This window comes from Sphingomonas sp. (genome assembly GCF_039594485.1).
Taxonomy (GTDB): domain Bacteria; phylum Pseudomonadota; class Alphaproteobacteria; order Sphingomonadales; family Sphingomonadaceae; genus Sphingomonas.
Map to the genome: position 1 here is coordinate 106738 of NZ_JBCNNI010000006.1, position 13454 is coordinate 120191.

Below are 13454 nucleotides of genomic sequence, written 5' to 3' on the forward strand. Positions count from 1 at the left end.
ATGAACTGGCCAGGGCGTTAAAAAGCCAACCGCTGCTCCGATACCCCGATCGACCGAATGCCCCTTGCCATCAGCCCGGACTATTTGGGTTTTATCGTTATCGGCCAGGCGTGGATGACGAGGAGTGTCATGCGGCTCCGCAGCACGCCGGGCGCCGCGTGTTATTATCGAGTTTGACTCGCAATAGCGTTATGAGTAACGGCGGCGCGAACGGCTTTTGGGGGGCTATTTCGTGCAGAATTTGATCATGTCGCTCTTGGCGACGTCGGCCTTGGCCGGAACCAATCCATCTCCCGCGGCGGCGGCCGCAGAGATGCGGGACGCGAGGAGCGGTCGGACCGCCGACAGCGGCACGATGGAAGCATCGGACCCCGATCAGGATGACGTCATCGTCAACGGACTTCGAACCGATGACGGTCAGAACCGGGTCGCGCGGAACGGCGCGCTGGGGGCGAAGACGCTGATCGACACGCCCTATTCGCTGACCGTGATCGACGAGTCCGACATCCGGCGGCGACAGGCGACCAGCATCGGGCAGATATTCGCGAACGATCCCTCGGTCTATTCCGCCGCGCCCGCGGGCACGACCAACTGGTGGGGAACGCAGATCCGTGGGCTCGACGTGCGCAGCTATTATGTCGATGACGTGCCGATGCTGCTTTACTGGGGTGGCGATTTCCCGCTGGAACCGATCGAAAGCGTCAACGCGCTGAAGGGGCTGACCGGGTTCATGTACGGCTTCGGCTCGCCGGGTGGGGTTATCAGCTATCGCACCAAGCGCCCCACGGACAAGCCGATGCTGGCCACCGACCTCGGCTATCGGACCGACAGCGTCTTCTATGCGCGCGTGGATGCGGGCGGGCCGGTGACGCAGGACGGGGCGCTCGGCTATCGCCTGAACCTGGGTGGGGAGAAGGGCACGACCTATAGTCGCGCCGGGGTCAATCGCTATGTCGGTTCGCTGGCGCTGGACTATCGCATCAGCCCCGACCTGCACTGGTACGCGACAGGCACCTATGAGGATAGCGACCTGCGGCATGAGCCGTTCACGATTTACTGGGACGAGCTTCAGGGCAATGTCCTGCCGCGTGTGACCTATGATTATGACAAGCTGAACATCGCCAACAGCTATTACCGGACGAAGACGCTGGCGGTCGCGACCGGGTTGGACTGGGCCGTGGCCGCCGACTGGTCGGTCCGCCTGACCTATGGCTATACCAGCAAGCTGCACCATTCGAACAAGGCGTTCGTCTATCTGGACAATCCCGCTGGCGATTATACGGGCTATGCCTACAATTTCGCCGAACTCGACCGCTATCATTTCGCGCAGGCGCTGGTGCAGGGGGACGTCACCACCGGCCCCGTCCGGCATGAAGTCGTGGCGGGCGTGGCGTTCCAGGCGAGCTTCAGTGATTTCGGGATCAACGATTATTATTGGGGCCATGATTTCGACGGGAATCTCTATCGCGACCAGCCCTTCCGCGTGACGCGAGCGATCCGCTTCTCGACGGACGGCTCTCCCACGCAGGACCAGCAGCGCGCCTTGTTCCTCAGCGATACGCTGCATCTGGGCGAGCAGTGGCAGGTCATGCTCGGCGCGCGTTACACGCATTACACGCTGCTCGACCGTGACGGCGATCCGCAGACCGACTCCAGCTATCGCGCAAACAAGGTGTCGCCGACGGTGGCGCTGATCTTCAAGCCAGCCCCTTATGTCACGCTGTATACCAGCTATGTCGAGGCGATGGAGCCCGGCAGCCGTGTCGCTGGCCAATATGCCAATGCGGGCGAGGTGCTGAAGCCCACGGTCAGCAAGCAATATGAAGCCGGTGTGAAATATGAGCATGGCCGCCTGAGCCTGACCAGCGCCGCCTTTCAGGTCGAGCGCGCCAATACGATCGATCGGATCGTCAACGGTGCCCGGTGGCTGACCCAGGACGGCCTGACCCGGTATCGCGGTGTCGAGGCGATCGCCCGCTACCGCGTCACCAATGACGTCAGGATCGGGGCGGGCGTGGTCCACCTCGACCCGCGTATCCGCAATGTCTCGGCCGGGAACGAGGATCTGCTCGGCAACCGGCCGCAGGGCACCGCCAACTGGCAGGCGACGGGCAATGTCGAGTATTTCCCGTCCGTCATACCGGGCCTCAGCCTGCATGGGGCGGTCCGGCATACGGGTGCGATGCCGACCAGTGACGCGAACACGCTGTATCTGCCGGGCTACACCACCGCCAATGCGGGCTTCCAGTATCAAATGCTGGTCGCCAGTCGCAAGGTGACCGTCACCGGCAACGTCAACAACCTCACCAATGTGAAATACTGGACCCTGACCAATGTCGGCGAAGGCATCAACGGCGCGCTTGGCATCCGCGTTGACTGGTGAGGGCCGAGCGGTCGAAACCGGATCGCGCCTCATGGTTCTTGCCGATGTGATGTCCCAGGCCTGACCAGAATATCCGCCAGCATGCGGCCCTGGCCGTCGCCTACCAAATGGGACGGCGGCCAAGCGTCGTTTGTTTCGCGGGAGGCATCCCACTTGCCATGAGAGCAACTTCGCAACACTATACTGCATAATGATTGACAGTATTATCGTATAAGGTATCTTGATCGTCGGTCGGCGGGGGACGGCGATGCGGATAGCTTTTTTTGTCACGTGGGGGATCGTTCTGGCGGCGCCGGTCGCTGCGTCGGCGCAAGCCACGCCAGCGCTGACGGATCTGGCGCAGCAATGGCATTCGATGGCCGGTCCGTCCGTCGTGGGCGGACTGCCCGATTACACGCCGGTGGGGATCGACGGGTGGAAAAGGCGGCTCGCTTCGGCCCGCGCCCGACTGGCTGCGATCGATCGCAAGTCCCTCCCGGTGGCGGCCTCGACCGATGCGGCGCTGCTCAATGCGCAACTGAACGCCCTCGATTTCCAGCTTCGCGTTCTGCGTCCCTGGGCGCGTGATCCCGGTTTCTATGCCACGATCTGGGCGGAACAGAGCGACGTGCCCGGTCATGAAGGCCCTTATGCGCCGACGATCGACCTGTGGCGCTATGCCTACCCCTTGTCGACGGCGGACGCCGACCAACTGGATGCCGCGTTGCGCATGGTTCCGGCGTTGCTGGAGGCGGCGCGGACCAACCTGTCCGGCAGCAACGCGCATGACCTGTTCGCCTATGGCGCGCGTGCCTTTCACGAGCAGGCTGAGAATCTCGATCGATTGGAACACGGGACGCTGGAGCTGCGCAGCCTGGCGGGCCGGCGGCGCGCCGATCTGTCGGGGGCGGGGCAGCGGCTGATCCCAGCGATCCGCGCGGCACGGGCGGCGAGCGAGCGCTTCGCGGCCTGGGTCGAGGCGGAGGCGCCGAAGCGCACCGGCCCATCGGGTGTCGGCCGTGCGAATTACGATTGGGCGGCGCGCCATGTCTATCTGTCGCCCTATGACTGGTCCGCGCAGGAGACGCTGCTGAGGCGAGAATTGGCGCGCGCCTGGGCGGGCCTCGCGCTGGAGGAGGTTCGCAATCGCGGCCTGCCGCCGCTCGCCATGCCGAACGACCCCGCCGCCTTCGACCGGGCCTCGCTCGACAAGGCGAACCGCTTCACCCGGTTTTTGATCGACAAGGGCTTCGTTGCCGACACGCCCTATTTCCGGGCCGCGATCCCGGCGCAACTGGTGCGCTGGACGCCACCTGCCGAGCGCAATTTCTTCGGCCATGTCGTCGCCAGCGATCCATTGCCGCTTTACAGCCACTTCTTCCACTGGATCGAACTGGCGCGGCTGGAGCATGAGCCCCATGCCGACCCGATCCGCCGGGGGGCGTTGCCCTTCAACATCTGGCAGGATCGCTCCGAAGGCGTCGCGACCGCGATGGAGGAGATCGCGATGCAGGCCGGCCTCTATGACGACGTGCCGCGCGGGCGGGAACTGGTGTGGATCATGCTCGCCAACCGGGCCGCGCGGGGACTGGCCTCGCTCTATGTGCAGGACAACCGGATGACGCTGGCGGAGGCCGGGCGTTTCCATGCGCGCTGGACGCCGCGTGGCTGGTCCGATGCCGACAGCCCGCTCGTCGCCTTCGAGCAACTGCTCTATCTGCGCCAGCCCGGCTATGGCACCAGCTATATCGTCGGCAAGGCCCAGTTGGACGACATGCTGGCGCGGCAGGCAGAGCGGGCGACGCGAAAGGGCAGGGCCTTCGACGTCGCCGCCGCGATCCGCGACATCGGAAAACCCGGCGTGATTCCCCTGTCGCTGGTTGCGGCGGAACAGACGGAGAGCGGATCATGATGCGTCGCACCCTTACCATGATCGCCGCACTGGGGACCATGGTTGCGGCACCCCTGTCCGCGCAGGAGATGCCGAGACTGGAACGGCGGGGCGATCGCACCATGTTGCGGGTCGACGGCAAGCCCTTCTTCATCCTCGCCGCGCAATTGCACAATTCGAGCGCCTGGCCCGACGAACTGGCCCGCGCCTGGCCCGCCGCCGAGGCGATGGCCGCCAATACGATCGAAGCGCCGGTCTATTGGGAGCAGATGGAGGCGGAGCGGGGGCGATATGACTTCACGCTGGTCGACGCGCTCGTCGCAAAGGCGAGGGGAACGGGCAAGCGGCTGATCCTGTTGTGGTTTGGCACCTGGAAGAACGGCCAGGCTCATTATGTCCCGGCGTGGATGAAGGCCGATCCCGCCCGCTATCCCCGGATGATCGCGGCCAATGGACAGCCGATCGAGGTGATGTCGCCGCATGCTCGGGCCAATCTCGATGCCGATCGCGAAGCATTCGCGGCGCTGATGCGTCACCTGAAGGCGCTGGACGGCACGACGCATACCGTGATCGCGGTGCAGGTGGAGAACGAACCCGGCGCGATCGGCGCGATCCGCGATCATGGCCCTGTCGCGGCACAAGCCTTCGCCGCGCCCGTTCCCGCCGCGATCGCCACGCGACTGAACAAGCCCAAGGGGCTCGACTGGCGCCAGACCTTCGGCCCCGACGCCGATGAGGCATTCGGCGCCTGGGCCACCGCCAGCTATATCGATACGGTCGCCGCGGCGGGCAAGGCGGCCTATCCGTTGCCCGTCTATGTGAACACCTGGCTGCGCTACAAGGACAAGAAATATCCCGGGATCGACTATCCCAGCGGTGGCGCGGTCTGGACGATGCTGGACCTGTGGAAGGCGGCCAGCCCTTCGGTCGATTTCATCGGCACCGATATCTATACGGAGGATGCGGGCGAGTATCGCAAGGTGCTCGACCAATATGCGCGACCCGATAATCCATCCTGGGTATCGGAAACCGGCTTCGATGCGGGCACCGCGCCGTTCCTCTTCTATGTCCTGGCGCGGGGCGGCATCGGCTTTTCGGTCTTCGGGATCGACCAGCAGCCGGCGACTCCCGCCGGGGAGGCCGCACTTGCCGCGCATCGCGCCAATTTCGCGCTGCTCGACCCGATCCGCGAGATCGTCGCCCAAGCGGCGTTCGACCACCGGCTGTTCGCCGTGGTGGAGGAGCCGGGGCGGGCCAAGCAGTCCATTCCGCTCGGTGATGGCTGGCGGGCGGATATCGCATTCGGCCCGCCGCCCTGGGGCGATACGCCCGCCATCCTCGCCAACTCGCCCAAACAGTCGGGGCGTGCGCTGGTGATCCGACTGCCCGACGGTGGCCTGCTGATCTCCGGCATCGATGCGCGCGTCGAGCTTCGCCGCGACGAGAGCGACGGGCGTCACGGTCAATTGCTGAGGGGCGAGGAGGGCCGTTACCAGGCGGGCGTCTGGAAGGCGCGCCGATGGCTGAACGGCGACGAGACCGACTACGGATTGAATTTCGGTGCCGAGCCGCGCCTTGTGAAGGTGACGACGGGCACATACTGAAATGTCGAGCGACAGGCGGCCCGGCAGAGGCACGCGGCGCGACGGAAACCGCAGAGGAACGGAGACCAAGGGATACAGACAAAAAGGGGGACCGAATATGAGTTTCAAAACGCAATCGCTGCGCCGTCGCGCCTATATGGGGGCGGCGCTGGGGGCGATGCTGGCGACGATGCCGGCCTATGCGCAGACCAGTTCGGCTCCGGCCGATCCGGCCGCTCAAGCTGACGAAGGCGACACCGTCGTCGTGACCGGATCGCGCATTCGTCGCGATCCCCTGAACCAGGCTGCTCCGCTGACCAGCATCGACAGCGCGGACATCGCACGCACCGGCCTGTCGTCGATCGGCGATGTGCTGCAACGGCTGCCGGGTTCCGCCGGCGGGCTCAATTCCCGGTTCAACAGTTCGGGCAACAACGGCAATCCGCCCGATGGCGGCGGCGTCAGCGCCGGTTCGGCCGAAATCGATCTGCGCTACCTGGGCAGCCGTCGGACACTGGTTCTGCTCGACGGACAGCGCTTCATCAACGGCACCGCCGCCAGCGGCGTGCCCGGCGCGGTGGACCTTAACGCCATCCCGGACAGCATGATCGACCGGGTCGAGGTGCTGCGCGACGGCGCGTCGACCACCTATGGCTCGGACGCGATCGCGGGCGTCGTCAACATCATCACCAAGAAGCGGCAGAACGGCTTCCTCGCCAGCGCGCAGGTCGGCGCCTATCCGCAGGGCGACGGTGTCACCCAGAATTATCAGCTGAGCTGGGGCCACCGCGACGAAGGATCGGGCGTCTCGGTCGTCGCGGGCGTCAACTATATCAAGCAGGGCGAGGTCTTCGCGGGCGATCGCCCCTATTATGCCTTCCCCAATCCCGGCGCGACCGCCTGCACCACCAGTTGCAGCTCGGGCACGCCCAATGGCCGCTTCCTGGTCAACAATCCGCTGACCGGCGAGGGCATGAACCTGACGCTGAAGTCGAACCCGCTGACCACGCCGCGTTTCGACCCGACCAACCCGACGGGCGCCAATAGCGATTTCAAGTCGTTCACCGTGGCCGACCGGTTCAACTTCCGTCCCTACAACTATCTCCTGACCCCGCAGGAGCGGTTCGGCGCCTTTATCAACTTCCGCGGCGATCTGGGCAATGACGTCCATTTCAGCAGCAAGCTGATCTACAACCGCCGTACCTCGGACAATCAGGCGGCACCGCTGCCGCTGTTCGTCGGGCCGGATGCGGGCAACGGCAATCTGCTCGACACCATCTCGATCGACCGGACCAACCCGTATAATCCGTTCGGCGTGACGCTGGCGGCGGGCAATGCGGGGCTGGCGCGCAACTACGACTTCATCGGTCGTCGCTTCGTCGAGAACGGCCCCCGGCATTACAGCCAGGAAGTCAACACCATGTACATGGGGTCGACGCTCGACGGGAAGCTCTCGATCGGCGGTGGCACCTGGTACTGGGACGCGAACCTCATCTATGCCGAGAATTCGGCCAAGCAGGTGGCGCACGGCAACGTCAACGCCGCCAACCTTGCCCGCGCGCTCGGCCCGGTATCGCAGTGCACCGGGGCCTGCGTGCCGTTCAACATCTTCGGCGGCGCGGGTTCGATCACCCAGGCGATGATCAATTACATCACCTTCGAACAGCGCGACCGCAGCCAGCAGGCGATGGTCGACGCCACCCTGAACATCACGGGCACGCTGATCGATCTTCCGGCAGGGCCGCTCGGCCTCGCGGCGGGGTATGAATATCGGCATCAGACCGGATCGTTCACCCCCGATGCGATCGTCGCGGCGGGGCTGGGTTCCGATATTCCGGCACAGCCCACCAGCGGCGGCTTCGGCGTCAACGAGGTCTATGCCGAACTGAGCATCCCCGTGCTGAAGGACACGCCCTTCTTCCGTCTGCTCGAAGGTTCGTTCGCGGCCCGCTATTCGGATTATTCCACCAGCGGCAACCGCACGACCATGAAGGGCGGGCTGAGCTGGAAGCCGATCGAGGACCTCCGCCTGCGTGGCACCTGGGCGCAAGGGTTCCGCGCGCCCAGCATCGGCGAGCTGTTTGGCACCCCTTCGCGGTTCGACGGTGGTGTCATCGATCCCTGTTCGGACTTCAACAACAACGGCGCCTCGGCGACGGTGAAGCAGAACTGCATCGCGCGCGGCGTCCCCGCCAATGGCAGCTATGTCCAGGCGAACCAGCAATTGCCGATCCTGACCGGCGGCAATCGCGCATTGAAGCCCGAAACCTCGGAAAGCTGGGTGCTCGGCGGCGTCTACAGCCCGTCCTGGACCAGCGGTATCGGCCGTCTGAGCCTGGAGGCGGATTATTACACGATCAAGGTCGACAACGCGATCTCGTCGATCGGTGCCGACGTGCTTCTGGCCAACTGCACCCAGACCAACGATCCCGTCGCCTGCGGTGCGATCACGCGGTCGAGCTCGGGTGCGATCACGCAGATTCGTGGCCTGCTCCAGAATATCGCATCGCTGAAGAGCGAGGGGGTGGACCTGATCCTGTCCTATCGTTCGCCGCCGGTCGGGGCGGGCACGATCGGCCTGAACTGGTCGAGCAACTTCCTATTCGAATATTCCACCACGCTGCCGACCGCGACGGGCAGCAGCAAGCTGGAGCAGCAGGGTACCGAGCGCGGTGGCCAGGCCTATCCACGCTTCAAGAGCAATGCGACGCTCGACTGGTCCAGCCCGTCCTTCGCAGCGTCGCTGACCGGGCGCTATATCGGCCGGGTCATCGAGCCGGCCTATGACAATCATGTGATGCGGCCGATGCTCTATCTGGATGCGCAGGTCGGCTGGACTCCGGGCTTCTGGAACCAGCGACTGTCGTTCACGCTGGGCGTGAACAACATCCTCGGCAAGCGCGCGCCGGATTGCCTGAGCTGTGGCGGGTTCGATCCGACGACCTACGACATGCCGGACCAGTTCGGCTATGCGCGGATCGGCATGAAGTTCTGATCCGCCAAATGCCCGCGCCGATCCCCGGCGCGGGCATCGATGGGCGAGCAGCCGCAGCGGCCTGTTCGCCCATCGATTTCAGTAAATTACTCAGAATGGCAGCGGAGCCAGATCGGGCTCGACCCACCCCCGGCGCGCGGCCACGCTGAACAGCCGTTCGTGGCTCCAATGGGCCAGCAGCCAATCCGACCGGCCGTATCGCGAGGCCATCAGGTCGGAATGGACGGCATGAAGCGGCGCATCCCTCGAATGACCCGCCAGGCCGTCGGCCGCGGCCCGCATCGAGGCCAGGGTGATCGTGTGGTGATAGCCGCCCATGTCGGTGTTGGCGGTCCCCGTCGCCTCATTGTACCGACAGATCAGCGTCCGTATTGCGTCGGAACCCGTCAGATCGCACCGATGGCGGCACAGCCAGAGCGCCGCGGCAAAATGGCCGCCATGGGTCCAGTCGCTCTTTGGCAGGGTCCGGTCGATCACGCCTAGCGCAATCCATTCGATCGCGGTTTCATCGAGGAAAATCATGGTCCTGTTGTCCTTGTGCCAAGGCCCAACCGGCATGAAAAACCCCGCCGATCGGGCGGGGTGGTCTGCATCGAAGCCAGGGAATGCGTTTCTACATCATCCCATGAGCCGAGCGCGCGCCCATACACCGCCATAAGATTGCGGCGTGGTTTGTTGGCGATGGGCGGTCGCGCGGATCATGCGCGATTTCTACCATCCGGCAATCCTGTGCTCAAGCTGGTCCCGTCGCATCTGCTGGGACAACCTCGGGCGGGTAGGGATCAGACTTCCTTCCTGTCGTCGGGACAGGGCGGCGAGGCTCGGGTTCGATAGATTTGGCTCCACTGTTGCGGACCTATATGGGGGATCGGGGATCGTCGCCCTCGGGCGGCTGCGCAAGAGGAACCCTGCATGAGCCAGACCACCATCCATGCCATGGGCGAACAGCATATGGTCCACCGCACCGGCTGGCTGCGCGCCGCCGTGCTGGGGGCCAATGACGGGATCATCTCGGTCTCCAGCCTGATCGTCGGTGTCGCGGCGGCCCCCGGCGCGACGGCGGCGGCGGTTCTGGTCGCGGGGATCGCGGCGCTGGTCGGCGGGGCGTTGTCGATGGCGGCGGGCGAATATGTCTCGGTCAGTTCGCAGGCGGATACCGAGCGCGCCGATCTGGCGCGCGAGGCGGACGAACTGGCCCGCGCGCCGGTCGCCGAGACGCATGAACTGGCCGTCATCTACGAGACGCGCGGCGTCGAGCCGGGGTTGGCGCGGCAGGTGGCCGAGCAGATGATGATGCACGACGCGCTGGGCGCGCATCGCCGGGACGAGCTGGGGCTGGCCGATGACGGAGGTTCGAACCCGGTGCAGGCGGCGTTGTTCTCGGCGGGTGCGTTCAGCGCGGGGGCCATCCTGCCCGTCCTTACCGCCACGCTCAGCCCCCATGACGGCGTGCTCTATATCACGCCACTGATCGCGCTGTTCCTGCTGGCGGTGCTCGGTGCCCTGGGGGCACGGGCGGGCGGCGCACCGGCGCTGCGCGCGTCGATCCGCGTCATACTCCTCGGCGGGGCGGCGATGGCGGTGACGGCCTTGATCGGGATGCTGACCGGCTCCGTCATTTGACCGTCCGATCGTCTCGATGCGAGCACCGCGCGACGTGCGCCATCGTGGGGAAGGCGGCTGATAAAAAATCTGCGATCTATATGCGCGCTATACGCCTTTGCCCGGAATCGCTCTCGAATTGCTACGCGACATGGGCCTAATCGCGCATCCCTGAAGGCGGCGTCACACGGGACGACCGCCGCTCCGAAGGGATGCAGCAATGAAGTTCTTCCATGTGGCGATGGTCGCCGCATCCGTCGCGTTTCCGGCCGCCGCGCGGGCCCAGTCGGTCGCGGCCGACACCAGCGCCGACAGCGCGCCGCCAAAGGCGTTGACGGTCAGCGGTTCGGCCACCATCGCCTCCGACTACCGGCTTCGCGGCGTGTCGCAGTCGGATCGCGGGATGGCGGTCCAGGGCGGCCTGACCCTGACCCATGAGAGCGGGCTCTATATCGGCACCTGGGCCTCGAACCTGGCAGGCTGGGGCACGTTCGGCGGCTCCAACATGGAGCTGGACCTGATCGGCGGATACAAGGTCGCGCTCGCCCCCCATGCGACGGTCGATGTCGGCCTGACCTGGTATATGTATCCGGGCGGGGCGGCGAAGACCGACTATGCCGAACCCTATGCGAAGCTGACCGGCACGACCGGCCCCGCGACGCTGACCGCCGCGGTCGCCTATGCGCCCAAGCAGCAGGCGATCGGCAAATGGTATGCAACCGGCGCGGACGCAGTCGCCGGGGTCTATACGTCGCCGGGGCGCGGGGGCGACAATCTGTACCTGTGGGGCGACGGCGCGTTGGCGCTGGCAGGGACGCCGTTCACCGCCAAGGCGCATATCGGCCATAGCTGGGGGCAGAACGGCCTCGGCCCCAATGCCACCGCGGTCAGCCCGACCGGCTCCTATTGGGACTGGTCGCTGGGTGCCGACACGACGTGGCGCAACCTGACCTTCAACGTCAGCTATGTCGATACCGACATTTCCGACCGCGCCTCGGCCTATCTGCGCCCGAGTTTCAGCAAGGGACAGGATGGCAGCGGCTCGATCGCCGGGGCCACGCTCGTCGCCTCGCTGACCGCCGCATTCTGATCCGGGAGGACATCCATGCAGGATCTGATCTGGATCGCCGTCATGGCGGGACTGGTGGCGGCGACGCTCGCCCTGGTCCGCCTGTGCGACAATGCCTGAAGGAGGACGGACGATGACCCTCGACCTCTGGCTGGCCGCGCTCACCGCGATCGGCCTTCTCATCTATCTGGCGGCGGTATTGATCCGCCCCGAACGCTTCTGACGGGAGGCGCATCATGACCATGCAGGGCTGGTTCCTGATCCTTGCCTTTATCGGCATTCTCCTGGCGTTGGCCAAGCCTGTCGGCTTGTGGCTGTTCGCGCTTTATGAAGGGCGTCGCACGCCGTTCCACATCGTCCTCGGCCCCGTTGAGCGCGGTTTCTACAGGCTCGCCCGGATCGACCCGGACGAGGAGCAGGGGTGGCGCCGTTATGCGGTGCACATGCTGTTGTTCAACGCCGTGCTGATGCTCTTCACCTATGCCGTGCTGCGGTTGCAGGCGGTGCTGCCCGGCAATCCGCAGGGGCTGGGCGCGCTCAGCGAGCATCTGTCGTTCAACACCGCGATCAGCTTCACCGCCAATACCGACTGGCAGAGCTATGGCGGCGAGAGCACCATGTCGAACCTCAGCCAGATGCTGGGGCTGACCATCCATAATTTCCTGTCGGCGGCGACGGGCATCGCGCTGGCCTTCGCACTGTTCCGCGGCTTCGCCCGGCGTGAGGTGAAGACGATCGGCAATTTCTGGGCCGACATGACCCGGATCACCCTCTATCTGCTGCTGCCGCTCTGCATCGCGCTGACCCTCTTCTACATCGCGGGCGGCGTGCCCCAGACGCTGGCCGGGGTGGTCGATGTCCAGACGCTGGAGGGCGCGCGCCAGTCGATCCTGCTCGGCCCCGTCGCCAGCCAGGAAGCGATCAAGATGCTCGGCACCAATGGCGGCGGCTTCTTCAACGCCAATTCGGCGCATCCCTTCGAGAACCCGACCGCGCTGACCAATTTGGTGCAGATGCTGTCGATCTTCCTGATCGGCGTCGGCCTGACCTGGACCTTCGGCAAGGCGGTGGGCAACACCCGGCAGGGCTGGGCGATCCTGGCCGCGATGATGATCCTGTTCCTGGGCGGCACCGCCGTCGCCTATGCGGCGGAAGCGGCGGGCAATCCGGTGCTGCACGGACTGGGCGTCGCGGGCGGCAATATGGAGGGCAAGGAGGTCCGCTTCGGGATCGCCGCCTCCGCGCTGTTCTCCGTCGTCACCACGGCGGCGTCGTGCGGCGCGGTCAATGCGATGCATGACAGCTTCACCGCGCTCGGCGGCCTGATCCCGCTGTTCAACATGCAGTTGGGCGAGGTCGTGATCGGCGGCGTCGGGGCGGGCATCTACGGCTTCCTGCTGTTCGCGATCCTGGCGGTGTTCGTCGCCGGCCTGATGGTCGGGCGCACGCCGGAATATGTCGGCAAGAAGATCGAGGCGCGCGAGGTGAAGCTGGCCGTGCTGGCGATCGCGGTGCTGCCGCTCGTCATCCTGGGCATGACCGCCCTGTCCTCGGTGCTGCAACAGGGGCTGGCCGGGCCGCTGAACAAGGGGCCGCACGGCTTTTCCGAAATCCTCTATGCCTTCACCAGCGCGGTGGCGAACAACGGGTCGGCCTTTGCCGGTCTGACCGCCAACACCCCCTATTATGACGGTCTGCTGGGCGTGGCGATGTGGGTCGGACGCTTTTTCATCATCGTCCCGATGCTGGCGATCGCGGGCAGCCTGGCCGCCAAGAAATACACGCCGGAAAGCGCCGGGTCCTTCCCGACGACCGGCGGGCTGTGGGTGGGGCTGCTGGTCGGCATCATCCTGATCCTGGGCGGCCTGACCTTCCTGCCGAGCCTCGCGCTCGGTCCCATCGCCGATCATCTCAGCATGATCCGCGGCCAATTGTTCTGATCGGGAAATCCC

The 13454-nt window shown here is 65.5% G+C and carries 9 protein-coding genes; 8 read left to right on the forward strand and 1 reads right to left on the reverse strand.

Annotation, left to right across the window (positions count from 1 at the left end; translation table 11 throughout):
• Positions 1–313: 313 nt before the first annotated feature.
• The 4 genes from ABDV78_RS04235 (at position 314) to ABDV78_RS04250 (ending at position 8831) form a co-directional block, all read left to right on the forward strand.
• Positions 314–2383 (forward strand): TonB-dependent siderophore receptor, encoded by a 2070-nt coding sequence (locus ABDV78_RS04235; RefSeq protein ID WP_343525969.1) that lies wholly within the window; start codon positions 314–316, stop codon positions 2381–2383.
• A 355-nt stretch (positions 2384–2738) separates the two neighbouring features.
• A complete protein-coding gene (locus ABDV78_RS04240) occupies positions 2739–4274 on the forward strand; it encodes a DUF885 family protein (RefSeq protein WP_343525970.1) in 1536 nt (511 codons plus the stop codon).
• Entirely contained in the window at positions 4271–5857 is a 1587-nt protein-coding gene (locus ABDV78_RS04245) for a DUF5597 domain-containing protein (RefSeq protein WP_343525971.1), read from the forward strand. The genes ABDV78_RS04240 and ABDV78_RS04245 overlap by 4 nt, the downstream gene beginning before the upstream one ends.
• A 97-nt stretch (positions 5858–5954) precedes the next feature.
• Positions 5955–8831, forward strand: a complete 2877-nt coding sequence (locus tag ABDV78_RS04250) for a TonB-dependent receptor (protein ID WP_343525972.1) — start codon at positions 5955–5957, stop codon at positions 8829–8831.
• Between the two features lie 90 nt (positions 8832–8921).
• On the opposite strand, the gene ABDV78_RS04255 is transcribed toward ABDV78_RS04250, so the two are convergent.
• Entirely contained in the window at positions 8922–9353 is a 432-nt protein-coding gene (locus ABDV78_RS04255; protein WP_343525973.1) for a hypothetical protein, read from the reverse strand.
• Between the two features lie 390 nt (positions 9354–9743).
• On the opposite strand from ABDV78_RS04255, the gene ABDV78_RS04260 reads away from it, so the two are divergent.
• The 4 genes from ABDV78_RS04260 (at position 9744) to kdpA (ending at position 13442) form a co-directional block, all read left to right on the forward strand.
• Complete coding sequence (locus tag ABDV78_RS04260; RefSeq protein ID WP_343525974.1) at positions 9744–10454, forward strand: VIT family protein; 711 nt, start codon at positions 9744–9746, stop codon at positions 10452–10454.
• A 199-nt stretch (positions 10455–10653) separates the two neighbouring features.
• On the forward strand, positions 10654–11523 hold the full coding sequence (locus tag ABDV78_RS04265; RefSeq protein WP_343525975.1) for a TorF family putative porin: 870 nt from the start codon (positions 10654–10656) through the stop codon (positions 11521–11523).
• A gap of 112 nt (positions 11524–11635) precedes the next feature.
• A complete protein-coding gene (gene kdpF / locus ABDV78_RS04270) occupies positions 11636–11725 on the forward strand; it encodes a K(+)-transporting ATPase subunit F (protein ID WP_343525977.1) in 90 nt (29 codons plus the stop codon).
• Between the two features lie 13 nt (positions 11726–11738).
• Positions 11739–13442 (forward strand): potassium-transporting ATPase subunit KdpA, encoded by a 1704-nt coding sequence (gene kdpA, locus ABDV78_RS04275; RefSeq protein WP_343525978.1) that lies wholly within the window; start codon positions 11739–11741, stop codon positions 13440–13442.
• Positions 13443–13454 lie beyond the last annotated feature (12 nt).